The organism is Roseovarius sp. THAF8, from assembly GCF_009363735.1.
GTDB lineage: Bacteria > Pseudomonadota > Alphaproteobacteria > Rhodobacterales > Rhodobacteraceae > Roseovarius.
In genome coordinates this window covers 471,793-497,190 of record NZ_CP045410.1, presented here as the reverse complement: position 1 = coordinate 497,190, position 25,398 = coordinate 471,793, and the positions used below count along the sequence as shown (strand labels likewise).

The window sequence follows — 25,398 nt, the reverse complement described above, 5'->3', positions numbered from 1 at the left end:
GCCGGTCGCCTTGTCTCCGCGCCACCGCAAAACAGGAGCGAAGCCCATGCCCGCCCCGAAAGACTCGATCGAAGCCGCCTCCGACGCCCCGGTATCAGCGACCGCTATGACCGGGGTATCCTCGGATGCCGACCAGGTGTCAGAAAAACGCCGGCGCTGGCTTGACCCGGAAAGCCTGGGGCAGGGGGCTTGGACCGCGCATGTCATACGTTGGGCAGTGATCGCCTTTGCGCTCTGGCACATCGCCACGAACCTTTTCATCAACGAAGCCGGGATATGGCAGAATGCGTTGCACTTCGGCGGTTTCGGGCTGATCGCGGCCTTGTCAACAGCCCCCATGCAGCGGTTACGCGACAGTCGTTGGGCGCTGGCCCTCGACGTGATCTACGGGTTTGCCATTTTCGGGGCGGCCATCTGGGTCGCATATGCCGAGGATGGCGTATACGTGAACTCCATGGCCCAGCGCGGGTCCGGCTGGATCTTCAGTCCGATGGACTGGATCGCCGGCGGGCTGGTGATCTTTGCCGCCGTGGACCTGACCCGGCGGCTTACGGGCTGGATCATCCCGACGCTGATCGTGATATCCTTGGCCTATATCCTTTTCCTCGGAGCCTGGTTGCCGGGCGTTTTCCGGTCCGCGTCCCTGCCGCTGTCGGACGTGCTGTTCCGGTCGCTCTATAACGACGAAGGCATGTTCGGCGGCATCACCACGATCTCGTCGGCCAACATCACCTTGTTCATGATCTTCGGCGGTTTCCTGATCTACTCCGGCGCGTCGGATTTCGTCATCGAGTTGAGCCGGATCGTCGCCGCGCGCCTGCGCGGCGGTGGCGCCTATGTCGCCGTGATCTCTTCGGCACTGACCGGCACGATCAGCGGCTCCGCGGTCGCCAATACGGCCTCCACCGGGGTCATCACGATCCCGACGATGACGTCCAACGGTTTCAAGCCGACCTTTGCCGCCGGGGTCGAGGCAGCCTCGTCGACCGGCGGCCAGCTGGTGCCGCCAATCATGGGGGCCGGTGCCTTCGTAATGGCGAGTTACACCGGATTGCCCTACAGCACGATCGTCGCGGTATCGGTACTGCCGGCCATCCTTTATTTCCTGTCGGTCGCCTGTTTCGTGCGGATCGAGGTCCTGCGGTCGGGTATCCCTGCTGCGGAGCCGCGCCCCGTAGACCGCAAGAAACTGGCGGCCGGTGCGTTGAACTTCGTGCTGCCACTCGGGGTCATGATCTGGCTGTTGATGACCGGACGTACACCGAACTATGCGGCCTCGGTCGCCATCGCGGTGCTGGTGGTCGTCAGTTGGGCAACACCCACCAAGATGACCCCGAAGCGTATCGCGCAGGCGCTGATCTTCGGGATGCGGACCGCGGTGATGACGGCCGTGCTGCTGACTGCCATTGGCCTGGTAAACAACGCGATCACGACCTCCGGCGTCGGCGGGGCCTTCAGCCTTATGATCATCCAGTGGTCACAAGGATCGCTGATCATCGCGATCGCGTTGGTGGCGCTTGCCTCGCTGATCCTTGGCATGGGGCTGCCGGTGACGGCCGCCTACGTGATCCTGGCGATCCTGCTCGCGCCGGCGCTGTCGGGGCTGCTGGCCGACCGGATCGTCATCGACGCGCTGGCGGCGGGCGTCAATGATGCGGCCGTCAGTGGGACGCTCGCGCTCTTCGATCCATCTCTACAGGCGGATCTGCCCAACGGGCTCGGCGCAGAGCGCGCGGCCGAAGTCGTAAGCAGCCTGCCCATGGAAGTGTCCGCGGTGTTGCGCTCGTCGCTTGTGGACCAAGGCCAGTTGTCGACCTTCCTTCTTGTCGCGCATCTGATCATCTTCTGGCTGAGCCAGGACAGCAACGTGACGCCGCCGGTCTGCCTTGCGGCCTATACCGCGGCCGGCATCGCGGGATCGAAGCCGATGGCAACCGGGCTGACCTCCTGGAAGATCGCCAAGGGGCTTTACATCATGCCTTTGCTTTTTGCCTACACACCACTGATATCGGGGGACGGGGCAGAGGCCTTGCGGGTCGCGGTCTTTGCCAGTTTCGGGATCTACGCGGTTACCGCCCTGCTGCAACGCCATGCCGAAGGGCCGCTGACCTGGTGGGCCTACGCCGGGCTGTTGGCTGGTGCCATGGGGGCCTTCTTGCCATACCATATCTGGGCGAACCTTGGCGGGGCTGTCCTGATCCTTGTTACCGCCTGGGGGACGCGTCCGCGACACCCGATCGGCCAGAGGATCGAAACATGACCGAAGAAAAGACTTCATCGAAACAGACCACGACCAGCGATGCGACGCCGCGACGTGATTCCACGCTGCGCAACGGGCTACGCATTGTCGAAGCGCTCTCGATGAGGGGCGCAATGAGCCTTGGCGATCTGTCCCGCGTGACCGGGATTGGCAAGGCCACGGCCCACCGGCTGCTGCAAACATTGTCGGAAGAAGGTTACGTCGATCAGGACGCGGAAACATCGCGCTATGCCGCGACAATGCGGATCTGGGAGGTGGCAATGATGCGGTCCGAGCAACCGGACCGCGTCTCGCCCTGTCTGCCGGCGATGCAGCGGCTGCGCGATCTCAGCCGGGAAACCGTCATCCTCGGTCTGATCGACGGGGACGAGATCTTGTACCTGCACCGGCTCGACAGCCCGGAAGCGGTGCGGACCTTCACGCGCGTGGGGGATAGGGCGCCGGCACATTGCGTGGCCACCGGCAAGGCCGTCCTTGCTTTTGACCCCGCTGGTGAAGAGCGCTGGAGAAAGATGACACTGGATGCGTTCGGGTCGGAAACGATCACCGATCACAAGGCTTTTGCCGCCGACATGAAGGCCACCCGCGACAGGGGTCATTCGATCAACCGGGGTGAGTGGCGCGGTGGCGTACGTGCAATCGGTGCGCCGATCCGCGGCTGGAACGGACGTGTGCGCATGGCGCTGTCCATTGCCGGCCCGGCTGAACGCATGCCCGACGACAGGATCGCGGAGCTTGCTCCGCTGGTGATGGCAGCAGCCGAGGAAGCTTCGGTTGCGTTGCAAGGACGAAAGGACAATTCATGACAAGTACACTTCCGTTGGCCGGCGTTCGCGTCGTCGAGATCTGCCAGATCGCGGCCGGGCCCTTCTGCGGGATGCTTCTGGCCGATATGGGCGCGGAGGTCATCAAGATCGAACCCCCCACCGGCGATGCCATGCGGGCATGGCCGCCGATCACCGACGGCTACTCGGAGAACTTCGCGTCGTTGAATCGCAACAAGAAATCGATCGCGCTCGATCTGAAGGATCAGGGTGACTACGACACCGCCCGCGCGCTGATCGCGCGCGCCGACGTGGTGATCGAGAATTCGCGGCCCGGTGTCATGGAACGCCTCAAACTGGATTACGAAACCGCGAAAGTCTGGAATCCGGCGCTGGTCTATTGCTCGATCTCCGCCTTCGGTCAGACCGGCCCCAAGGCGACGCAGGGCGCGTTCGACGTGACCATGCAGGCGATTTCGGGGATCATGAGCGTGACCGGCCACGAGGGAGTTCCGCCGGTCAAGTGCGGTGTGCCTATCGCCGATTTCGCGACCGGCCTCTACGGCGCGTTCAACGTGGCGTCCGCTTTGATGGCCGCGCGGCAAAGCGGGCAGGGGGCGCATATCGACGCCTCGATGCTGGGCTGTTCGCTGGGCATCGCCGCGCTGCAGACTTCCGAGTATTTCGGCACCGGGAACGTGCCGCGAAAGCTGGGGGCGGCGCATCCGCGCAACTCTCCCTACGAGGCTTACGCGGCGCGGGACACGCATTTCGTCATCGCGGCCGGCAATGATCGTCTCTGGGAAAAGGTGTGCGCCGTTACCGGGCTGGAGGCCCTGAAAGATGACCCGCGATTCCTGACCACCTCGGACCGGGCGACCAACCAGGCGGAGCTGAAGCCGTTGCTGGAAGAGCGTTTCGTCAAGGAAGATGCAGAGGAATGGCTGGCCCGGTTCAGCGCGGCCGGTGTGCCCTGTGCGCCGATCAATACCTACCCCGAAGCACTGGCCGACCCGCAGGTCGAAGCGCAGGGCTGGATCCAGCGCACGGAACTTCCCTCCGGAGCGGAGATCTCGACCTTCGGCCCGCCGGTTTTGATGTCCGGCCGCGCGTTCACGATCCGCAGCGGCCCGCCGGGGCTGGACGGGGATCGCGACGCGATCCTGGCCGAACTGGACGCGGAGAAAGTGGCATGACGGACGCCGTACTGTTGCACACCGACGGCCCCGTCTGGCGCCTGACCCTGAACGCGCCGGACACGCGCAATGCCTTGTCGCTCGACATGGTCGAGGCCCTGCATGCGGCCTTCGACCGGGTCGAGGCCGAAACGCCGCGCGGCCTGGTGATCACCGGTGCGGGGCCAGTCTTCTGTGCCGGGCTCGACCTTGCGGGGATCGAGAGCCGGTCGGACGCGGACATGCTGTGGCTGCTGACTCGTATCGAGCTGATGCTGCAGCGGCTGTGGTCCTTGCCGTGCCGGACACTTGGCCTGGCGCAGAAAGCCGCGATTGGTGCGGGGGCCGACATCCTGGTCTGTTGTCAGCACCGTGTGCTGTCCGACGGGGGACGCATGGCGTTCCCCGGGCTTGGCTTCGGCATCTTCCTCGGCACCCATCGCCTCTCGCTGCGGATCGGTGAAAACGCCGCGGAAAGGGTGCTCGCTGCCGGCGGACCCGTCGCGGCGGAGGATGCGCTGAGGCTTGGCCTCGTGCATGCCACGCCGGCCGCGCCGGAAGAGGCGCTGGAGGAGTGGAGTGCAGGGGTGATGAAGCTTGACCCGCACGTGGCGGCGCACCTGTCGACCACAGTTTCCAAGGCCGATCCGCAAGCGGATATGGCCGCGTTCGTCGCGTCTGCCGCGCGGCCCGGTCTGCGTGATCGGATCGCCGCCTACGTCGCGGCGCAGAAAGCGGCACGGCAAGACGCCAAAGCCGCAACCGACACTTCGAAACGAAAGGTTCCCTCATGACCCGTTCGGAAAAACTCACCACCCTGGAAGAGATGGTCGCCACGATCCCGGATGGCGCGTCCATCGGGCTGGGCGGCAGTTTCCTTCATCGCGGCCCCTTTGCCTTTGTCCGGGAGTTGATCCGGCAGGGCAAGCGCGACCTGGAAATCATCAAGGCTTCCCCCGGTTACGACATCGACATCCTGTGCAGGGCCGGGTGCGTGTCGCGCGTGCGGGCCGGGATCGTCGCCATGGAAGGCAATTTCGGTCTCGCCGGCGGGTATCGCAAGGCGATCGAAAGCGGGACGGTCAAGCTGGAGGAACACGCATGCATGACGCTGACTGCCGGGCTGCGCGCGGCCGGAGCCGGCGTGCCGTTCATGCCGGTCGGCGGCGTGCACGGCAGCCAGATCGCCGAGGTGTCCGGCTGGAAGAAAATGACGGACCCCTACGGCGGCGAAGAAGAGGTCTGGCTTATCCCTGCCATCCGCCCGGATTTCGCCGTCATTCATGCCCATGCGGTGGACCGCGATGGCAATGCCCGCGTCGAGGGCTCGCCGCATTGGGACCGGGCGCTGACACGCGCGGCCCGCAAGGTTCTGGTGACCGCCGAAACCCTTGCCCCGTCCGAGAGCTTTTCAGAGCGGCCGGAACTGACCCTGGTGCCCAGCTTCATGACCGCCGCCGCCGTTCATGCACCGCAGGGCGCCTGGCCGGGATCGCTCGCCCCGATTTATGACGTCAACTACGATGCAGTCGCCCGGTACGTTGAAGAAAGTGCCGGTGGTTCCATCGCAGGGCACATGGCGGCAGCCCCCGAAGCCAGGCAGGAGGAGCCAGCATGACCAGCTATACCCCGTTTTCCTACATCGTCATCAACCTGGCCCGCCTGATCCGACCATCAGAGGTGACGTTCTCCGGTGTGAACTCGACCCTTCCGATGCTGGCGTGCCTGGTCGCGAAGCGGGCCTACGACTTCGACTTCACATGGCTGAACGTCGCCGGTGGGGTCGATGCGGAGCTGGCGGGGCCGGTGCCGCTGTCGTCGGGGGACGCGGCCCTTACCGCGGGCTCGCGCTCGATCTTCGCTAACGAGGATTTCTACGACCTTTGCACGCGCGGCGGCATGGACCTGTGTTTCTTGGGCGCGAGTCAGATCGACGGCACCGGGGCGACCAACAACTCGGTCATCGGTGACTGGGACAGCCCCAAGGTGCGCCTGCCGGGCGGCGGTGGATCGGCCGTCATGATGCCGACGCTGAAGCGGGCCGCCACGTGGCGGACGGAACATTCGACGCGCACGCTGGTCAACACGCTGTTTTTCCAGACCGCAAAGGGCAATCTGCAATCCGTCGTCACGCCGATGTGCGTCTTCGACAAGAGGGACGGGCGGCTTGCGGTGGCCTCGCATCACCCGGATGTTACGCTGGACGACATACGGGCCGCGACCGGTTTCGAAACCGACATGTCGCAGGCCGGTCCAACCCCCGAACCCACCGCGGCGGAATTGGCGGCGCTTCGGGCGCTGGATCCCGATGGGACATTCGAAGCGGATGCGGCGGTTCGAATGCCGGAGTTGGCCGCATGAGTGATTTCGTCACCGCATTCGAGCAACAGGCGCGCCTACGCGGAGACGCGCCGGCATTGTCCGCGGACGGGCAGACGGTAGGCTATGCCACGCTGCACGCCAGGGTCGTGGCCCGTGCCGGGGCAATGCTGGCCTCGGGCCTTGTTCCCGGCGACCGGGTCGCCTTGTTGCAGGATCGCAGCGTGGATCTTTGCACGGACCTTCTGGCCTGTCTGCACGCCAGGCTGCCACTGACCGTTCTGAGCCGGAGCGAGGCGCAAGGCTCGGTCGTGGCCAAGCTGGTCGATGGTGGTTTTACAGGTTTGATCTGTGACGACACCAACCGGGAGGCGGCGCAGGCGCTGGCCGACGCGGCCGGATTGCGCTTCGTGACACCGCCTGTGCCGGAAGATGCCACCGGCCGCTACACGGTCCCGGTTCCAAGCGCCGAAGAGGAAGCTTTGCTGATCTTTACGTCCGGTTCCAGCGGACGTCCTAAGGCCGTGCGGCTGAGCCACGGAAACATCGCGGCGAATACGCGGGGATTGTCGGACATCACGCCGGTGGGCGCTGATGATCATTACCTGCACATGATGCCCCTGAGCCATACCAACGGCATTCTGAACCAACTGCTTTATCCATTGATGCGCGGCGCGCAGATTACCTTGCTGCCGCGCTTCACGCCGGAAGCCGCGCTGGACGCGATGGCGGACCTCAAGCCCACCGTTGTCACCGGTGTGCCGACGATGTTCCAAAGGTTGCTGGACCATCCGATCCCGCAAGGGGCGACGGACCGGCTGCGCATGCTTCGCTGCGGCTCGGCGCCGCTGGCGGTCGAAACACAGGACCGGATCGAAGCGCATCTGGGCTGCCAGGTTCTGGTGAGCTATGGGCAAACGGAGTTTACCTGCACATCGACCGCCAATCCGCCGGGCGCGGCCCGGCGCGGCTCTGTCGGGCGCGCCATTCCCGGTGCCGAGGTGGCAATTCTTGAACCTGCCGGGGACACGCCCTTGCCGATCGAAAGCCGCGGCGAAGTGGCGTTCCGCGGTCCGTTGTCCGCTCTTGGCTATGTCGGCCATCCCCCGTTCGACCCGGAGGGCTGGGTCAGATCAGGGGATCTGGGATATCTCGACGCAGATGGCTATCTTTTCCTGACCGGCCGCCTGAAGGAGATCATCATACGCGGTGGTGAAAACCTGGCTCCCGCAAGCATAGAGGATGTGCTGCTTGCAAGCCCGGGTATCCGGGCGGCTTGCGTGGTGCCCGCGCCACATGCCGATCTCGGAGAAGTGCCGTTCGCTTTCGTGGAAGGCACGAGCCAGATCGAGGCTCTTGACGACTTGAACCGAAAGATCCGGGACGCACTTGGCCGCGCCCATTGTCTGGCCGGGATCGAACGCGTGGACCGCCTGCCGGAAAACCATGTCGGCAAGATTGACCGCAAACAGCTGACGGCAAAGCTGTCGCAACGCATGTCCCCGGCACTGACCGGCGGTTGAGGCCGGACCGTCGGTCCATCTGACGGGTCTGTTTCGGCTCAGCCCGCGTCGATCAGCGCCATAAGCGCTTCGACTGCCCGGGTGCGATGCCGTTCCGGATGCGACAGCACGGTAAACGGACGCTCCGGTCGCGGTGCCCAGGTCACGCGGCGCTGGTGGACTGCACCGTCTTCCGCCAGCGCGTCGACGACGCGTCGTGACACCATGGACACGCAGTCGCTGCCCGCCACTGCCGACAACACCGCTTCGTTCGACGGGATCTCCAGCAGGACCGCAAGGTCATCCCGGCACAGCCCCAACTGGGCAAGGTGAACTTCGACCTCGGCGCGTGTTCCCGAGCCTTCTTCCCGCATCACCCAGTCGAGCTTGCGATAGGTTTGGGCTGACATCGCGCCGCGGGCTGCGGGATGTCCGCGCCGCATCACCAGAACCAGTTCATCGCGTGCCACTACCCGTGTACGCAGGTCGCCATGCACGACCTCGCCTTCGACGAAACCCAGGTCGGCAGCACCGTCCGCCACGGCCCTGGCAACGCTTGACGTATTGCCCACGCTCAGCCGCACGGCGAGATCGGGATGTGCCTGCCTGAGCCGTACCAGAACCGGGGGGAGGAAATAGGTCGCGACCGTCTGGCTGGCCTCGATCCGAAGTCGCCCCCTTGGCCGCGCCGAGAGATCATCAAGGATCAGTTCCGCGGTCTCTGCTTGGTTCAGAACGCTTTCGGCGGCGGGCACGAACTTGCGGCCTGCTTCGGTGAGGGTGATGCCGCGGCCGACACGGTCGAAAAGCTGCACCCCATGAGTGCTCTCCAGCGCGCGCAGGGCGGCCGAGACGGCGGATTGTGTCATCTTCAGCGCCTCCGCCGCGCGGGTGACATGGGCGCGTTCGGCGACTTCAAGAAATATGCGGAGCTGATCGAGCGTCATCCATCAATCCAATCGATTAATACGTTCGATATTAGTTAATTTAATGAACAATGCAATTAAGGCAGTTTGCAGGCGCAGACACCGAGGAGGTACGCCATGCAAACCCTGAGCCAACGCGCACACCCCGGTGCGCTCCAAGACCTCTACGCGCACTTGCCCGGATTGGCACTGGTCATGGCGATCACCGCCATCGCCACGCTTGTGCAGAGGGCGACCGGGCTGGCGGCGCTCAGCCCGCTGGTCGTTGCCCTGCTGCTCGGGATCGGCTGGCGTGTCGCCGTGGGCAGCCCGCCCTTGCTGCAGCCCGGTATCCGGTTTGCCCTCAAGCCAGTCCTGCGCGTTGCGATCGTATTGCTGGGGCTTCAGGTCACGGTCGGAGAGGTGTCTACCCTGGGCTTGCGCGGTGTTGTTGCGGTCACGACGACCCTGGCCGCGACATTTGCATTCACATGCCTGCTTGGCCGTCTGCTGGGCGTGGAAAACCGGCTGGCACAGTTGATCGCTGCGGGGACGTCGGTGTGCGGTGCGTCTGCGGTTCTGGCGTGCAACGCGGTGACACGAGGATCGGACGAAGACGTTGCCTATGCCATCGCCTGCGTCACGCTGTTCGGGACGAGCGCGATGCTGCTTGGGCCGATGGCGGCTCACATGCTGGAGCTCACACCGGAAACCTACGGTTTTTGGGCGGGCGCGACAGTGCACGAAGTGGCCCAGGTCGTGGGCGCTGCCTTCGCAATGGGCGAAGACGCCGGGCACGTCGGTACCGTGACCAAGCTGACCCGGGTCCTGCTGCTTGCGCCTCTGATCCTGACGCTGGGCGTCTTGCAGTTCCGCCGAGGCGGTCAGCGGGCTTCCGGCTCCAAGATTACGATCGTGCCGTGGTTCGTGCTTGGGTTCGTGATTCTGATGGGGGTCAATTCGCTGGTGAGCTTGCCGGGCCGGCTGCACGATGCCACGGTGACGCTGACGGCGTTGATGCTGACGGCGGCGCTGGCAGCGATGGGGCTGGAGACAGACTTGCGCCGGCTGCGCCAAAAGGGCCTGCGCCCGTTGGTGCTGGGTGGGTCGGCTTGGATCTTCATCGCGACCCTGGGATTGGGCTTGTCGCTTTGGGCAATGGCGGGATAAGCGATACAAGATATTGAGGCCATTCTTGCATGCTCTCTCAGAGTGTAGCCGAAATGGATGGTCTATTCTCCAAGTCCTCTGACTCCCACATGAGGCCACGTAAGCGCGATGCATGTGGGAGTTGAAAAATGTAACAATTTGTTTTTCCAGAATTTTGTGAGAATTCAAAATCCCCCGGTGTGATACCGTGCCGGTTCGAGTCCGGCCTTGGGTACCAACCCCTTCGAGGGCTTGCGCCCCGGGTGTTCAATCGCCTGCCTTATGGCGGTGTACGTTCCCCCCTCACAGGACTTCCAGATCATTCCTTGAAAAACCGCGTTTGCGCGGGGGGCGACGAACAATTGCAGGCGGGCAGGGACGCGGTGCCGCCTTGGCTGAAGGTGGAGCGATGCCGAGGAATGGTTCGTTGCGTGGCGCAAGAAACACCTGAACAAATCCAACTCGCTCACGGGACTTTCATCCCGACCCGGACCGCGGCGGCGCGCTATTCTATCAGCGCGCCGGGATTCATGATGTTGTTGGGGTCGATGGCCTGCTTGATCTGGCGCAGCACGGCCATCTTGCTGGGACTTGCATGTTTCTGCAGGTCTTGGCGTTTCAGGCGGCCGATCCCGTGTTCGGCGCTGATCGACCCGCCCAGCGCCAGCGTCGCCTCGTTGATCGCGCCCCGCACGCGGTTGGCGATGCCGGGGTGGGCCTGCAGGAAATCGGCCTTCGAGATGCCTGTCGGCGGAAACACGTTGTGGTGAATGTTCCCGTCGCCGATGTGACCATAGCTGTTCGTCCGCAAGCCCTCGTGAACGCCGGCAATCGCCGCGTGCGTTCCCGACACGAACGCGTCGATCTGGCCGATCGGCACCGCGGTGTCGCTGCTGCAGAACGCGCCGGTCTTGCGGTTGGCGTCGGGCGTATGCTCGCGCAGCGACCAGAGCGCGCTGCGCTGCGCCTCGGATTCGGCCATCACGACGTCGACGACGAAACCCTGCTCGATACACTCCGCCAGCGCCGCCTCGGTCTCATCCCGCACGCCCGGGTTCCCCGCGGCATCGATCAGCAGGTACCAGGGGTGGTCGTCGGCAAAGGGGTTTCTCAGCGTCGGGAAATGCTCGCAAACAACGCCCACGCCGAAGCCGCTCATCAGTTCCATCCCGTTCATGCGGTTGCCGATGGCCGTGCGCAGCGCCCGCAGCACCCGCAAGGCATCCGCCGGCGAGGTGATGGCGCAAAAGGCGGTCACGGCCTCGGGGTCGAGCGGCTTCAGCGTCAGGCTGGCGGCGGTGATGATGCCAAGGGTGCCTTCGCTGCCGATCAGCAGGTGCCGCAGGTCATACCCGGTGTTGTTCTTGCGCAGGGGGCTCAACTCTTCCAGAACGTCGCCCGACGGCAGCACCGCCTCGATCCCCACGCAGAGGTCGCGGGCATTTCCGTGGCGCAGCACCTGGATGCCGCCCGCGTTGGTGGCCAGGTTTCCGCCGATGGTGCAACTGCCCTTCGAGGCCATGCTGAGCGGGAACATCAGGTCGTGCCGCTTGGCCTCGGCGTGGATATTCTCCAGCACGCAGCCGGCCTCGGCCACCATCACGAAATCGTCCGGCGACACGCTGCGCACCCGGTTCATCCGCTCCAGCGACAGGATGATGGCCGCGTCGCTGTCCAGCGACAGCTGCCCGGCCACCACGCCGGTGCCCCCGCCATAGGGGATGATCGCGATGCCGGCGTCGTTGCACAGCCGCACGATCTGCGACACCTGCTCGGTGGTCTCCGGCAGAAAGACCACGCAATCCTTGCCGGTAAAGCTGCCGCGCGGGTCTTCGTAATAGCGCGCGGCATCCCGACCCGACTTGCAGCCGGTCTCCCCGACAATCGCCCTGATATCATTCAAAGTTCTGTCTTCCGCGGTCTTGAAAGCCACCAACTGCCCGATGCTCCTGTCGTCCGATCCTCGTTCGGGCTCATTCTGTGGCAAACACGATCTTTAGCAAGGCAAGATAATTTACGATTATCTAAGCTATCTCTTTAGAAACGGTGTGCCCGCCATGCGCCGCGACCGTCCGGGTCAACTCGTCCAGAAACCGCTCGACCAGCCGGTATTTCGAACAATCCGCCCGGCTGAGGACGCCCAGCGTACGCGACGGCGCCGTGGGCCCCAGCGACAGCTTGCGCAGGCTGCCGAAGATCGGGTCGGGCACGCAGAAATCCGGCCCGATCGACACGCCCAGGTCATGCGCCACCATGCTCGCGATCGTGTCGAGCGAGCTCATCTCCATCATGTCGCGCACCTTCAGCCTGCTTCGCGCCAGCCAGTCCTCGGCCATCACCCCGATGGCCGACAGCGCGCTGTGCCGGATGAAGGGCCTGGCCGACAGGATGCGCTCGGGGTCGGTTTCCGTCACCTCCACCGAGGTCAGCAGCACCAGCTTTTCCACCGCGAAGGGCGTCCATGTCATCGTGGCCGGCGTCCGGCTTGGCGCGCTGACCAGCGCGGCATCGACGGTGCCGGTCTCGACCATCTCCTGCAAGGTCGGACTCAATCCCGGCACCAGCCGGATGCGCAGGTCGGGATATTGCCCGATCAGCCCCTTCATCGCCTTGGGCACAAGCCCGCGCAGCGTCGACGGCACCGCGCCCAGAACGATATCCCCGATCAGGCGCGGGTCGCCGGTCAGGTCATCCAGAATCGTCTCGTAGGCGGCGACGACCTCCTTGGCCTTGGGCACCATGGCGCGGCCCAGCTGATTGAGGCGCGGGGATTTCTGCGAGCGGTCGAACAGCGCCACGCCCAGCGTCTCTTCCAGCCGCTTCATCTGCTGGCCGACCGCCGCATGGGTGACGCAGACGCGGTCCGCGGCGGCGTTGAAACTGCCTTCCTCGGCGACGGCGATAAGGGTCTTGAACAGCGTGATCGACATGGCAGGGCGCTTTCACAACAGGATCAAAGGCACGATTTACTAAAGCAGACATTTACAAATGGGAAAAGATTGTTGGTTTGTTAAAGCTTCTCTTATCGCGCAAGATCATCAAACATGAACGTATCGAGGGGGAGGCCTGCGCGTGAGCATCGACGCAAAGATCGTCGCGGATCTGGTCAAGAACGACGTCAAACTGGTCACGACGGTCCCGTGCAAACAGCTTGCCGGAGTCATTGCGGAAATCGACCGATGCGAGGATATCCACCACATCCCCGCGAACAAGGAAGACGAAGGCATCGGCATCTGCGCCGGCGCCTTCATGGGCGGCAAGCGGTCCGCGATCATCATGCAGAACACCGCGCTTGGCGTGACGGTCAACACGCTGGTGACGCTGACACAGTTCTACCGGATGCCGCTGCCGATGCTGATTTCCTATCGCGGAGAGCTGGGCGAGCCGGTGGCCTGCCAGGTGGAAATGGCCGTGCACACCAAGGCGTTGCTGAATCAGCTTCACATCCCGACCTATCACTTCCATCATGAATCCGACGCCGAAGAACTGGACCGGATTCTGCAATACACCTTCATGTGCATGAAACCGGTCGCGATCCTGACGGATGCCACCTTCTGGAAAGGATACTGACATGATCCGATCCGACGTCCTGCGCTCGCTGGTCCCGCTGATCTCGGACCATTTCGTCGTCTGCAACATCGGTCTGCCCAGCCAGGAAATGCACATGCTGGATGACCAGCCGACGAATTTCTACATGCTGGGCACCATGGGCCTTGCGTCGTCCATCGGATTGGGCGTGGCGCTGGCGCAGTCGAAAAAGGTCATCTCGATCGACGGCGACGGCTCGGTCCTGACCAATTTCGGCACTTTGCCCACCATCGCCAACAACGTGGCCGACAATTTCATCCTGCTGATCATCGACAATGGCAGCTACGGCTCAACCGGCGACCAGCCCACCTATGCCGGCATGAAGACGTCGCTCGCCAAGGTGGCCGAGGCCTGCGGCTGCGATAACGTCATCGAGTGCCAGGCCGAAGACTGCGCAGCCGTCATGAAAGACGCGCTGGACAGTGACAAGATGACCGTGATCGTGTGCAAATGCGAAAGCGGCAACATCCCCGTGTCGGTAATCAAGACTGATCCGGTGGTGATCCGCGACAGGTTCATGACCGCGTTGAAGGAGGCCAACGCATAATCAAGACGGCGAAAACGCCGATAGTCAGCAACTCTGGGAGGAAAACATGCTGAAAAGAACATTTCTGAAGATGGGCGCGGCGCTGGCCGTGACCGCATCGCTGGCAACGGGCGCCACTGCGGCCGAACTCAACGGGCCGGTCAACTATATCATCCCGTTCGGACCCGGGGGAGAATCCGACATTTCCGCGCGCTTCCAGCAACCGTTCTTCAAGGACAAGTTCGGCCAGGACATGGTGATCTCGTACCAGCCCGGCGGCGGCGGTGCGGTGGCATGGGCCACGCTCAACGGTCTCAGCGATGACGGCCAGACGATCATGGGCGTCAACCTGCCCCATATCATCATCAAGCCGGCGCAAAAGGACGTGGGATTCACCACCGAGGACCTGAACGTCTTCCACATGTTCCACTTCACGCCGGATGCGATCATCGTGCGCGCCGACAGCCCCTACCAGACGCTCGAAGACCTGGTCGAGGACGCCAAGGCGAACCCGGCGCAGGTCACCATGTCGGGCTCGGGCAAGGCCACGGCCAACCATCTGGCGCATATCAAGTTCGACAAGATGGCCGATATCCAGACCACCTATGTGCCCTTCAAAGGCACCGGAGCGGCCGTGACGGCGCTTCTGGGCAACCAGGTCAAGGCCGAATGGGGCTATTCCACCGTCGCCGCCACCCAGGGCGAAGAGGTGCGGATGCTCGCCGTCGCGATGGAGGAACGCCACCCGCTTTTCCCGGACGTGCCGACCTTCAAGGAGCTGGGCTATGACATGGTGGGCGGCGCCTATCGCGGGATCGCCCTGCCGAATTCCGCCACCGACGAGGTCACGCAGATGTGGTCCGACATGATCGCCGAGATCAACAACGACCCCGAGTTCCGCCAGCAGATGCTGGATAACGGCTTTGCGATGCTCGATGTCGAAGCGGACGGCATGGACGATTTCATGGCCGCGCGCAGCGAGGAATATCTCAGCGACGCGCGCGAAGCGGGCCTGATCGAATAAGCTGACCCGGCGCAAAGGCCCGACACATGGAATTCGGTCACTTCCTGTCCGCCCTGACACCGTTCAACCTCGTTCTGGCGTTGTTCGGTGTCGTGGCGGGCACGATCGTCGGCTCGATCCCGGGCCTTACCGCAACAATGGCGCTGGCCGTGCTTGTGCCGATCACGTTCAGCATGGATCCCGCCTCGGCGCTGATCCTGTTGGGCGCGATCTATACCGGGGCGATCTACGGCGGGGCTTACGCGGCGATCCTGCTGAACACGCCCGGCACGCCCTCGGCCATCGCCACCACGTTTGACGGCTACCCGATGGCGAAACGCGGCGACGGCGACCTTGCGGTTGCCCTTGCCTGTTTCGCCTCGGTCGTCGGCGGGCTGGTGGGGGCATTCTCGCTTTTGCTGCTGGCGCCGCCCCTGTCGAAGGTGGCGCTCGCGTTCGGGCCGATCGAGTATTTCTGGCTGTCGATCTTCGGCCTCTCGCTCATCGCGTCGCTGTCCACCGGCAACCTGATGAAGGGGCTGGCGGGGGGCGCCTTCGGGATGCTGCTGTCCACCGTCGGCGTGGCCGAGGTTTCGGCCGACATCCGGCTGACCTTCGGCAGCCAGATGCTGATCGGCGGCTTCGGCGTCATCGGCGCGCTGATCGGCCTCTATTGCATCCCGGTGCTGATCGACCTCGTCGCGACGCCCGACCGGCACCTCAAGGTGGAAGAGGACGTGCGCTCGGTCCGCATCGGCGAGGCGTTCCGCATCGCCGCGCGCTCCAAGATCAACCTGATCCGGTCCTCGGTCATCGGCACCCTGATCGGTATCCTGCCCGGCGCGGGCGGCTCTGTGGCCGGCCTCGTCGCCTATTCCGAGGCCAAGCGCACCGGCAAGCCGCACCAGAAATTCGGCGAGGGCGAGCCAGACGGCATCCTCGCCACGGAATCCGCCAACAACGCCACCGTGGGCGGCGGCTTCATCCCGACGCTGGTGCTGGGTATTCCCGGCACGCCGCCCGACGCCATCGTGCTGGGGGCGCTGCTGGTGCAGGGCGTGCGCACCGGCCCCACGATGTTCAGCCAAAGCGGCTCGATCGTCTTTACCTTCATCTACGGCCTTCTGATCGCCACGGTCCTGATGCTGCCCGCGGGCCTGCTGATCGGGCGCTACGCCTACAAGTCGATCGTGAACATCCCCAAGGCCGTTCTCGTGCCCACCGTGGGGTTCATGACCATCATCGGCACCTTCTCGATCCGCAACAGCGTGACGGATGTGATCCTGATGCTGGGTCTCGGCGTCTTCGGCTGGGTCGTGGGGCGCTTCGGCTTCGCCGCCTCGCCCATCGTGCTGGGGCTGATCCTCGGGCCCATCGCCGAACAAGGCTTCGTGCAGGGCTGGACCATCGGCTCGGCCACGGGCAACCTTTTCGGGATGTTCTTCGGGCGGCCCATCTCGCAGGGGATCATCGCGTTCACGCTGATCACCCTCATCCTGCCGCTCTACACGGCACGCCGCCGCCGCAAGAAAGCAGGGGAGCAGACCTGATGCCGGACCAGCAACGCCACCCGGACGGCCATATCGGATCGCTGGTAATCTCCGCGCTTTTCGTGCTCATGGGGATCATCGCCCTTTACGACACCATCGGCTATTCCGACCGCGACAGCCAGGTGTTTCCCCGCACTGTGGCGATCCTGATGATCCTGACGGCCGGCCTGTCACTGGTCACACGTTTTCTGCATCCCAGCGACAGCGGCGGCTTCGGCACAGGCACGTGGTGGCGGCGGGTCCTGCTGATCGTGGCCATGTTCGCGGGCTGCCTTGCCATCCCGCATATCGGCTTTCTGGCCAGTGGCGCCATCGCCTTCGCGGGCGGGCTCATTGCGGCGATGCATGACAGGTGGACGCCGATCACCGCGCTGCTCTACGCAGGCTGCGGTGCGGCGGTGATGATCGCGTTCTTCGCTCTGTTCCGCTACGTCCTGCACGTCCCGCTTCCGTGACATCGGGCACCTGACAGAAACTGGCGCGACACCAGCCCGAACAAGGAACACGCCCATGAAAATCGTCGACATCCGGGAAGTGACCAAGCCGATCGCGTCGCCCATCCGCAACGCCTATATCGACTTCAGCAAGATGACGGCGAGCCTGGTGGCCGTCGTGACGGACGTGGTCCGGGACGGCCGCCGCGTGGTCGGCTACGGCTTCAACTCCAATGGCCGCTACGGGCAGGGCGGTCTCATCCGCGAACGCTTCCGCGACCGCATCCTAAACGCCGACCCCGCATCGCTCCTGAACGACGAGGGCAGCAACCTGGACGCGCACAAGATCTGGGCCGCCATGATGCAGAACGAAAAACCCGGCGGCCATGGCGAACGTTCGGTCGCGGTCGGCACCATCGACATGGCCGTCTGGGACGCCATCGCCAAGATCGACGAAAAACCCCTGTTCCGCCTTCTGGCCGACCGCAAGGGGCGCGAGGCGGACCCGCGCGTCTTCGTCTACGCCGCCGGGGGCTACTACTATCCGGGCAAGGACGATACCGCGCTTCGCAGGGAGATGCGCGGCTACCTCGACCGCGGCTATACCGTGGTGAAGATGAAGATCGGGGGCGCGTCCATCGACGAAGACCAGCGCCGGATCGAGGCGGTGCTGACCGAAATCGGCTCAGAGGCGCAGCTGGCCGTCGATGCCAACGGACGCTTCGACCTCGAGACCGCGATCGCCTATGCCAAGATGCTGCGGCAATACCCGCTCTTCTGGTTCGAGGAAATCGGTGATCCTCTGGATTATCAGCTTCAGGCCGCGATGGCCGAATTCTACCCCGGTCCCATGGCGACCGGCGAGAACCTGTTCTCGCATCAGGACGCGCGCAACCTGATCCGCCATGGCGGAATGCGCCCCGACCGGGACTGGCTGCAATTCGACTGCGCGCTGTCCTACGGGCTTGTCGAATACCTGCGCACGCTCGATGTCCTCGATGAACTCGGCTGGTCCCCGTCGCGCTGCATCCCGCATGGCGGCCACCAGATGTCCCTGAACATCGCGGCGGGGTTGGGGCTCGGCGGCAACGAAAGCTATCCCGATCTCTTCCAGCCCTACGGTGGCTTCCCCGACGGCGTGCAGGTCGAGGAGGGGCACATCCTCATGCCCGAACTGCCCGGCATCGGTTTCGAGGGCAAATCCGATCTGATCGACGTGATGCGCGCGCTGGCAGAGTGAACAGCGTTGGCGGTGCAGGCGAAGACGGGCTTGCCTGCAGTCGTATGGATGCTAGCGCCGCTTCGGTCCCGGTTTTTCCGTCGACGCTCTTTTTAGCGCCGCGCGCGCCCGGTTCTTCTTGCTGCTGGGCTTGCCCTTGGGCGGCGGCGGACCCTTGCCAGCGTGCTTGGAGGCAGGTTTGCCACCGTCCTTGGCCTTCCCGGCCTTGCCTGCGTCTTCCGGCGTGTCCTTGGCGACCCGCGCCCCGTGTCGGGGTTTGCCCAAGGGGCCATGCACCGCCGGATCGGACGTCTTCGCCTCGCGCTTTTGCGCCGGGGGTTTCGTGTCCTTGCGGTCCTCGGGCTTGGGTTTGCGCCGGCGCGGTTCGGGCGTGTCGTTCCAATCGACGGGTCTTGTGTCCCCCTTGAGAGGCCCCGGCTTGCCCTTGGACCGGCGCTCCGGCTTGCCGGGCCGGAAGGGCGGCAGGTCCGGTGCCGCGTCGAGGCGCCGAAGCTGTTTGTGTCCCTCTATCGTCATCCCCGGGCCGATCGCCTCCAGGAAATCGGGCACGCTGGCCTCGCGGATCTCGACATAGGACAGGTCATCGGCGACGCGGATCGCCCCGATATCGTCCTTGCTCAACCCGCCCGCTTTGCAGATCATCGGCAGCAGGTGCCGGGGCGAGGCCGCCTGGTTGCGCCCTTCGGACAGCGAGAACCAGACGCTGGGGCCGAACGCGGCACGCGGTTTCGGCTTGTCAGGCTTGCCGGTACTGACCGGGCTCAGGTCCTCGGGGGCGGAATGGCGCAGCTTGTACTGGCGCAGGTAGGCGGCGGCGATCTGCTCGGGCGTGAAGCGTTCAAGCAGTTGATCCACCGACGCGCGCTCGCCCTCGGTGATCTCCGCCTGCCAGTCATCGGCCTCCAGCATGCGCACCTGATCCTGCGCGTCCACATCCGCCGCCGACGGCGCGGCGGTCCATTCCGCGGTCAGCTTGGCGAATTTCAGGATGCGCTCCGCCTTCTTGCGGGCCGAGGGCACGACAATGAGCGCACTGACCCCCTTGCGCCCCGCGCGGCCGGTGCGGCCCGAGCGGTGCAGAAGAGTCTCATGGCTGCTGGGCAATTCGGCATGGACCACCAGGTCCAGCTTTGGCAGGTCGATGCCCCGCGCGGCGACGTCCGTGGCCACGCAGACCCGCGCGCGCCCGTCGCGCATGGCTTGCAGCGCGTTCGACCGTTCGCTCTGCGTCAACTCTCCCGACAGGGCCACGACCGGGAACCCCCGGTTCGACAGCCGCGTCGTCATCCGCGCGACCATCGCCCGTGTGTTGCAAAAGACGATGGCATTGGGGGCCTCGTAATAGCGCAGCACGTTGATGACCGCGTTCTCGTTGTCATGCGCCGCGACGCTCATCGCGCGATAGGCGATATCCGAATGCTGCGCCTGCGCTCCAACGGTCGAGATCCGCTCGGCATCACGCTGGTAGCTTTGCGCCAGCTTGGCGATGGCACTGGGCACAGTGGCCGAGAACATGAGCGTCTGACGCGCCTGCGGCGTCTGCTCCAGGATGAACTCCAGGTCCTCGCGAAAGCCGAGGTCCAGCATCTCGTCCGCCTCGTCCAGCACCGCCGCCCGCACCGCCGACAGGTCGATCGACCCGCGCATGATGTGATCCCGCAGCCGCCCCGGCGTGGCCACGACGATATGGGCGCCGCGCGCCAGCGCCCGCCGCTCGTCCCGCATGTCCATGCCGCCCACGCAGGAGGCCAGCACCGCGCCCGCATCGGCGTAAAGCCAGGCAAGCTCTCGCTTGACCTGCATGGCAAGCTCGCGGGTGGGCGCGACGATCAGCGCCAGCGGGGCATCGGCCTGACCGAATATGTCCGCGTCGTCAAGCAAGGTGGAGGCTATCGCCAGCCCGAAGCCAATCGTCTTGCCGGATCCGGTCTGTGCCGAGACCAGCAGGTCGCGGCCCTGCAACTCCGGTTGGGTCACGGCCTGCTGGACAGGGGTCAAAACGTCATAGCCCTTACGGGCCAGCGCATTCGCAAGGGTGTGTTTCAAGAGGTCTATGCTTTTCTTGGGAAAGAGGTGGGGGCCGAGCGGCATTCAGGCCGTCGGCAAGTGCCGGGCATTATTCGCTCGGGCCACCTTTGTACAGGCACTAATCAGCTTTTCTGAATAACTTTGTTCAGTGAAGTACCGATAGACGTCAGGAACGCAGTTTGGCACACACGCCGACCGACGCACGAACTTGTCGCGGGCGACCGGCCTCGTATGCCGATGATATCACTGATGGATGTGTGGTCTGCGGTTTCGGCCCGTAGAAAGGCCGAAGTTTTGACGGCCCCAATCCAAGGGCCGCCAATATGACGCGGGTCGCTTATTTCGACTCGTCTTCGTCGCGGAACATGCCGGCCATGTCCATCTCGGGGTTGCTTGCGCATTCTTCCCTCAGCACGACCATCAATTCCTCGTCCGAGCCGGTTGCGGCGGCGCGGGCAGCGGCGCGGCCGCCATTGTCAGCATCAGGGTCGCCTAGTTCCGCGGTGGCGCTCGAGGAATCCGTGTCGGCGCCTTCGTCGGCACCGACTGCTTCTTCGCGGATGTTCTCGCGGCCACCCATGGTTTCGAGTGCTTCCATCTGACCGGCCTCATCCATCTCGTTGAACTCTGCGCACCGCATCGCGTAGGCCGGCTGCGAAAGAGCAACGACAAGGCCGAGGACCGAGCTGGTTTTCAAAAACGTACTGTTAAGGGTCATGTAAAACTCCCGCTTTTAGGTCTAACCGCCCCATGCACCATGCACTCAAAACGTAAACCTTCATCACCCGAACGCGCCGTGGCGTGAATATGTTCCGGCGACAGGCCGAAAACCCGAAATGCGCGATGTGGCTCGTGCAGTCTCTCCAACGATCCGACCGCCTCATTTTGGTGAAAGTTCGCTACGAGTCGTCGAAGGTGTGTTTCCAGCTTCGGCGCGCCGCCGGCAACAGCCGTCTGGTGCCGTCGCTTTTTGCGGGCCGAAGGACGGCCCGCGCTGGCATCTCGGTTCCCGAGCTTGTAGGTCTGGACTGTTGCTTGCATCTACGCGGAAAGGCCGGGGCAGTGGAAGCCGAGTGCATGATCATCCACCTTGCGCGCGCCGAGGCGCGTTTGCCGCAGGTCGAGGCCATGATGCAGGCCGTCCCGCTTGCGTGCCACGTCGTCAGCGCCGTCGACGGGCAGCAGATGAGCGAGGCCCACGCCGACGCCTATCGCCGCAAACTGATGCGTCCGACCTATCCCTTCACGATGCGCCCCTCAGAGATCGCCGCCTTTCACAGCCACCGCGCGTGCTGGCAGAGGATCCTCGATGACGATCTGGAGGCCGCGCTTGTCCTCGAAGACGACCTGCACCTTCAGGAGGATGTTTTTCCCAGGGCTCTGGACCTCGCCCTGGCCAACATCCGGCCGGGGGATTTCATCCGGTTCCCCATAAAGCTGCGCGAGGAGCGGACAGAGGAAATCGCCACGTCGGACGAGATCGGGCTGCACGTCCACGACCGGATCGCGCTTGGCATGGTCGCGCAACTGGTCACGCGCGACGCGGCCCGCGCGCTGCTCGCCGCGTCCGAGCGCTTCGACAGGCCGGTGGACAATTTCCTGCAGATGCAATGGGTGCACAATGTCCGCGTCGCGACGGTATGGCCATCCGGCGTGCGCGAGATTTCTGCCGAGCTTGGCGGCAGCATGATCGGCCGCAAGGAGGGCCTGTTGCAAAAACTGCGCCGTGAAATCCTGCGGCCGCTTTACCGGCACAGGATCCGTGCCCTGGCAAGACAGCACTCGCATGCCTCGAAATGATGCCGAAGCGCGCGTGACGATTGTCACGGTCGCCTATAACAGCACCGGGGTCCTGCCCGACATGCTGGCCTCCGTGCCGCCCGCGACGCCGGTGGTGATCGTGGACAACGCGTCGGAGGACCGCGCGGAGTTACACCGCCTCGTGGCGGCGCGGCGCGGGCCGACACGGCTTGTCGAGAACACGCGCAACCTGGGCTTTGGCAGCGCGTGCAACCGGGGCGCCGACGGCGTCGACACCGAATTCCTTCTGTTTCTCAACCCCGACACGACGCTGTGTTCCGACACGCTGCAAAAGCTGGTCGATGCGGCAGAGCGGCACCCCGACGCGGCGGGATTCAACCCCCGGATCCTGGACGAAGAGGGCAGGGCGGTCGTCAAACGCCGCAGCGACCTTGTGGATCGCGCCCAATGGCTGCCCAAGCGGGAGCTGACCGGGGACACGGTCGTCCCGGTCCTCTCCGGCGCCGCGCTTTTCGTGCGCCGGGCCGCGTTCGAGGCGGTTGGCGGGTTCGACCCCGCGATCTTCCTGTTCTTCGAGGATGACGATCTCAGCCTGCGCCTGTCCCGATCCCAGGGCCGCCTGGTCTATGTGGCTGACGCCGCGGTGCACCACGCCGGGGGCGCTTCCTCGGGCGGGTCGGTGAAAGCCGAGCGCATCAAGAACTGGCACTGGGGGTATTCCCAGATCTACACCGCGCGCAAACACGGGCTGCGCGCCAACTGCGCCGCGGCGGTGGTGAAGACGGCGTTGCGCACCCTGTCACCGGCAACCATCGTCTCGGCACGGCGAAGGCGGAAATATTCCGCGCGCTTTGCCGGGATGATCGCGGCGCTGCGCCAAACCGGCGGCTAAGCCGGCCGGCTCAGGCGAGGTCCACGACCTGCCGGATGACGTACTCGGTCTGCGCGTCGGTCTGGCCGGGGCACATGGGCAGGCTGATGACCTCGCTCGCCAGCCGCTCTGCCACGGGGAATGCGCCCCGGGCATGGCCCAGGTCGGCATAGGCCTTTTGCAGGTGGGGCGGGATGGGATAGTGGATCACGGTCCCGATGCCGGCCTCGGCAAGTCGCGCCTGAAACCGATCCCTGTCGGGGTGGCGCAGCACGTAAAGGTGCCAGACCGGCTCGGCCCAGTTGGGCACGAAAGGAACGTGCAGCCCGGCGCGGGAAAAGGCATCGGAATAGTCGCGCGCGATGGCGCGGCGACGTTCTGTCCAGTCGTCCAGAACCCGCAGCTTGACCGCCAGCACGGCGGCTTGCAGGGGATCGAGACGGCTGTTGAAGCCACGGATGTCGTTTTCGTATTTCCGTTCCGAGCCGTAATTCCGCAGCAATCTGACACTCTGCGCCACGTCGTCATCCGATGTGGTCAGCGCCCCGGCATCGCCCAGCGCGCCCAGGTTCTTGGTGGGATAAAAGCTCCACGCCGCGGTGCCGTCGCTGCCCACACGGCGCGACTTGTAGCGCGCGCCATGCGCTTGGGCGGCGTCCTCCAGCACCTTCAGCCCATGGGTTTCGGCCACCGCGTTCAGCGCGTCCATGTCCGCGGGCTGACCGTAGAGATGCACCGGTAGAATGCCCCTGGTCCGCCCGGTGACCGCAGCGGCGACGGCTTCGGGGTCGATGTTGTGCGTGTCCTCGACGGGGTCGACCGGCACCGGCACCGCGCCGCATTGACTGACGGCAAGCCAGGTCGCGATATAGGTGTTCGACGGCACGATCACCTCGTCGCCCGGGCCGATGCCCAGCGCGCGAAGCCCCAGGTGCAGCGCATCCAGCCCGTTGGCCGTCCCGATACAGGCGCCGGCGCCGACATAGGCCGCGAAGGCGTCTTCGAAACGCTCCAGTTCGGGGCCCATGACATAGCTGCCGGACTGCGCGACCCGCAGCAATTCGCGGTCGAGCTCCGCCTGGATGCCCGCGCGGGCCGCCGCCAGATCGAGGAAGGGGACCTTCACGCAGCCCCCACCGCTCTGAGAAATTCGTCGCGGTCGCGGATGTAATCGTCCTCGTCATAGGGACCCGACGCCAGAACCATGCAGACCGACCCGGACGAGAAATTGTCCAGGTAGCGCCACATCATCGGGCAGACATAGATGCCGTAGTAGGGACGGTTCAGCTGGAACCGTTTCTGTTCGAACCCGTCATCCAGAAGCAGATCGAAACTGCCCGACATCGAGATCACGAACTGGTGCAGGTCCTTGTGCGCGTGCTCGCCCCGGTCGGCGCCGCCGGGCACGTCGTAAAGATAGTAGACCCGCTTGATGTCGAACGGGATGTGATTGTGCCCCTCGACGAAGGTCAGGTTGCCCCGCGCGTCCGAAACCTTGGGTAAATCTATTAGGCGACAGTCACTTAGCGGCAAGGGATTACGACTCGCTTCTGCATTGGTCCATGTTTATAAACCGCGCAACGACGATTTGAAATAGCCGGGCACCGAAGAGAGACGGCCCGGACTACCGGGCACAGAAAGGTTTGGAATGTCAAAAGATATCCTGATCGTGGGAGCCGGCGAGTTCGCGGATATCGCCTATGAGTATTTCACCGTCGACAGCGATTACACGGTTGTCGGGTTCGCGGTGGAGCGCGAGTACCTTGACGAAACCGTCAAGTTCGACCTTCCCGTGGTGCCGCTCGAGGACGCCCCGTCGCATTTCGATCCGGCCAGGACCGACGCCCATGTCGCGGTCACCTCGACCAAGCTCAACCGGATCCGCGCCCGCCTGATCGAGGCGACCAAGGCGCACGGATACCACCTTGCCAATTTCATCAGTCCGCGCGCGATGGTCTGGCGCACCGCCGAGCTGGGCCAGAACGTCTTTATCTTCGAGAACAACGTGGTGCAGCATGGCGTGAAGATCGAGGACGGCTGCGTGCTGTGGTCCGGCAACCATATCGGGCACCAGACACGCATCCGGGAAAACTGCTTCCTGTCCTCGCATGTCGTGGTTTCCGGCTATTGCGACATTGGCGCGCGCAGCTTTCTGGGCGTGAACGCGGCGCTGGCCGACAACGTCCACCTGGCCGAGGATTGCCTTGTCGGCATGGCCGCCGCCGTCACCAAGAGCTTCGACACACCGGGCCTGATTCTGAACGGCAATCCGGCCGAGGCCGCCAAGGTGTCCTCCTACCGCTACTACCGGATCAAGCCCTGA

24 protein-coding genes are annotated in these 25,398 nt (G+C 64.5%); 17 read left to right on the top strand and 7 right to left on the bottom strand.

The window, feature by feature from the left end; translation table 11 throughout:
- Window positions 1–46: 46 nt before the first annotated feature.
- The 7 genes from FIU85_RS02400 to FIU85_RS02370 are packed head-to-tail and all read left to right on the top strand — an operon-like array spanning window position 47 to window position 8,041.
- Window positions 47–2,260, top strand: coding sequence for a TRAP transporter fused permease subunit (locus FIU85_RS02400; protein WP_254702989.1), 2,214 nt, complete (start codon window positions 47–49; stop codon window positions 2,258–2,260).
- On the top strand, window positions 2,257–3,066 hold the full coding sequence (locus FIU85_RS02395; protein WP_152495718.1) for an IclR family transcriptional regulator: 810 nt from the start codon (window positions 2,257–2,259) through the stop codon (window positions 3,064–3,066). The genes FIU85_RS02400 and FIU85_RS02395 overlap by 4 nt, the downstream gene beginning before the upstream one ends.
- Complete coding sequence (locus tag FIU85_RS02390) at window positions 3,063–4,220, top strand: CaiB/BaiF CoA-transferase family protein (protein ID WP_152495717.1); 1,158 nt, start codon at window positions 3,063–3,065, stop codon at window positions 4,218–4,220. Before FIU85_RS02395 ends, FIU85_RS02390 begins: the two co-directional genes overlap by 4 nt.
- Window positions 4,217–4,993, top strand: a complete 777-nt coding sequence (locus tag FIU85_RS02385) for an enoyl-CoA hydratase/isomerase family protein (protein ID WP_152492253.1) — start codon at window positions 4,217–4,219, stop codon at window positions 4,991–4,993. Before FIU85_RS02390 ends, FIU85_RS02385 begins: the two co-directional genes overlap by 4 nt.
- Window positions 4,990–5,817 carry a CoA transferase subunit A gene (locus FIU85_RS02380; RefSeq protein ID WP_152495716.1) on the top strand — a complete coding sequence of 276 codons (828 nt, stop codon included), beginning with the start codon at window positions 4,990–4,992 and terminating at the stop codon, window positions 5,815–5,817. The genes FIU85_RS02385 and FIU85_RS02380 overlap by 4 nt, the downstream gene beginning before the upstream one ends.
- Window positions 5,814–6,560, top strand: coding sequence for a CoA-transferase subunit beta (locus tag FIU85_RS02375; protein WP_152495715.1), 747 nt, complete (start codon window positions 5,814–5,816; stop codon window positions 6,558–6,560). The genes FIU85_RS02380 and FIU85_RS02375 overlap by 4 nt, the downstream gene beginning before the upstream one ends.
- Window positions 6,557–8,041, top strand: a complete 1,485-nt coding sequence (locus tag FIU85_RS02370; protein WP_152495714.1) for a class I adenylate-forming enzyme family protein — start codon at window positions 6,557–6,559, stop codon at window positions 8,039–8,041. The genes FIU85_RS02375 and FIU85_RS02370 overlap by 4 nt, the downstream gene beginning before the upstream one ends.
- Before the next feature lie 38 nt (window positions 8,042–8,079).
- On the opposite strand, the gene FIU85_RS02365 is transcribed toward FIU85_RS02370, so the two are convergent.
- Window positions 8,080–8,967: a LysR family transcriptional regulator gene (locus tag FIU85_RS02365; RefSeq protein ID WP_152492257.1), complete on the bottom strand. Its 888-nt coding sequence runs from the start codon at window positions 8,965–8,967 to the stop codon at window positions 8,080–8,082.
- A 96-nt stretch (window positions 8,968–9,063) separates the two neighbouring features.
- Here FIU85_RS02365 and FIU85_RS02360 point away from each other — a divergent pair, with 96 nt between their 5' ends.
- A complete protein-coding gene (locus tag FIU85_RS02360) occupies window positions 9,064–10,095 on the top strand; it encodes a YeiH family protein (protein WP_152492258.1) in 1,032 nt (343 codons plus the stop codon).
- 484 nt (window positions 10,096–10,579) lie between these two features.
- Here the strand turns inward: FIU85_RS02360 and FIU85_RS02355 are convergent, their stop codons facing one another.
- On the bottom strand, window positions 10,580–11,977 hold the full coding sequence (locus FIU85_RS02355) for an FAD-binding oxidoreductase (protein WP_254702988.1): 1,398 nt from the start codon (window positions 11,975–11,977) through the stop codon (window positions 10,580–10,582).
- 121 nt (window positions 11,978–12,098) lie between these two features.
- Window positions 12,099–13,004 (bottom strand): LysR family transcriptional regulator, encoded by a 906-nt coding sequence (locus FIU85_RS02350; protein WP_152495712.1) that lies wholly within the window; start codon window positions 13,002–13,004, stop codon window positions 12,099–12,101.
- 142 nt (window positions 13,005–13,146) lie between these two features.
- Here FIU85_RS02350 and comD point away from each other — a divergent pair, with 142 nt between their 5' ends.
- The 6 genes from comD to FIU85_RS02320 are packed head-to-tail and all read left to right on the top strand — an operon-like array spanning window position 13,147 to window position 18,415.
- Window positions 13,147–13,644 carry a sulfopyruvate decarboxylase subunit alpha gene (comD, locus tag FIU85_RS02345; RefSeq protein ID WP_152495711.1) on the top strand — a complete coding sequence of 166 codons (498 nt, stop codon included), beginning with the start codon at window positions 13,147–13,149 and terminating at the stop codon, window positions 13,642–13,644.
- 1 nt (window position 13,645) lies between these two features.
- Entirely contained in the window at window positions 13,646–14,209 is a 564-nt protein-coding gene (gene comE / locus FIU85_RS02340) for a sulfopyruvate decarboxylase subunit beta (RefSeq protein ID WP_152495710.1), read from the top strand.
- Window positions 14,210–14,255: 46 nt separating this feature from the next.
- Window positions 14,256–15,212, top strand: coding sequence for a tripartite tricarboxylate transporter substrate binding protein (locus tag FIU85_RS02335; protein WP_152495709.1), 957 nt, complete (start codon window positions 14,256–14,258; stop codon window positions 15,210–15,212).
- Between the two features lie 26 nt (window positions 15,213–15,238).
- Window positions 15,239–16,741, top strand: coding sequence for a tripartite tricarboxylate transporter permease (locus FIU85_RS02330; RefSeq protein WP_152495708.1), 1,503 nt, complete (start codon window positions 15,239–15,241; stop codon window positions 16,739–16,741).
- Window positions 16,741–17,196 (top strand): tripartite tricarboxylate transporter TctB family protein, encoded by a 456-nt coding sequence (locus FIU85_RS02325; protein WP_152495707.1) that lies wholly within the window; start codon window positions 16,741–16,743, stop codon window positions 17,194–17,196. Before FIU85_RS02330 ends, FIU85_RS02325 begins: the two co-directional genes overlap by 1 nt.
- 55 nt (window positions 17,197–17,251) lie before the next feature.
- Window positions 17,252–18,415 carry a mandelate racemase/muconate lactonizing enzyme family protein gene (locus FIU85_RS02320; protein ID WP_152495706.1) on the top strand — a complete coding sequence of 388 codons (1,164 nt, stop codon included), beginning with the start codon at window positions 17,252–17,254 and terminating at the stop codon, window positions 18,413–18,415.
- A gap of 51 nt (window positions 18,416–18,466) precedes the next feature.
- Here the strand turns inward: FIU85_RS02320 and FIU85_RS02315 are convergent, their stop codons facing one another.
- Complete coding sequence (locus FIU85_RS02315; RefSeq protein WP_254702987.1) at window positions 18,467–20,461, bottom strand: DEAD/DEAH box helicase; 1,995 nt, start codon at window positions 20,459–20,461, stop codon at window positions 18,467–18,469.
- A 319-nt stretch (window positions 20,462–20,780) separates the two neighbouring features.
- Window positions 20,781–21,161, bottom strand: coding sequence for a hypothetical protein (locus FIU85_RS02310; RefSeq protein ID WP_152492268.1), 381 nt, complete (start codon window positions 21,159–21,161; stop codon window positions 20,781–20,783).
- A gap of 359 nt (window positions 21,162–21,520) precedes the next feature.
- On the opposite strand from FIU85_RS02310, the gene FIU85_RS02305 reads away from it, so the two are divergent.
- Window positions 21,521–22,243, top strand: coding sequence for a glycosyltransferase family 25 protein (locus FIU85_RS02305; RefSeq protein WP_172978778.1), 723 nt, complete (start codon window positions 21,521–21,523; stop codon window positions 22,241–22,243).
- Complete coding sequence (locus FIU85_RS02300; protein ID WP_152495703.1) at window positions 22,230–23,096, top strand: glycosyltransferase family 2 protein; 867 nt, start codon at window positions 22,230–22,232, stop codon at window positions 23,094–23,096. The genes FIU85_RS02305 and FIU85_RS02300 overlap by 14 nt, the downstream gene beginning before the upstream one ends.
- Before the next feature lie 10 nt (window positions 23,097–23,106).
- Here the strand turns inward: FIU85_RS02300 and FIU85_RS02295 are convergent, their stop codons facing one another.
- Together FIU85_RS02295 and FIU85_RS02290 are read right to left on the bottom strand one after the other, a co-directional pair.
- Window positions 23,107–24,201, bottom strand: a complete 1,095-nt coding sequence (locus tag FIU85_RS02295) for a DegT/DnrJ/EryC1/StrS aminotransferase family protein (protein WP_152495702.1) — start codon at window positions 24,199–24,201, stop codon at window positions 23,107–23,109.
- Entirely contained in the window at window positions 24,198–24,608 is a 411-nt protein-coding gene (locus tag FIU85_RS02290) for an FdtA/QdtA family cupin domain-containing protein (protein WP_152492272.1), read from the bottom strand. Before FIU85_RS02290 ends, FIU85_RS02295 begins: the two co-directional genes overlap by 4 nt.
- Window positions 24,609–24,723: 115 nt before the next feature.
- On the opposite strand from FIU85_RS02290, the gene FIU85_RS02285 reads away from it, so the two are divergent.
- A complete protein-coding gene (locus tag FIU85_RS02285) occupies window positions 24,724–25,398 on the top strand; it encodes an acetyltransferase (protein ID WP_152495701.1) in 675 nt (224 codons plus the stop codon).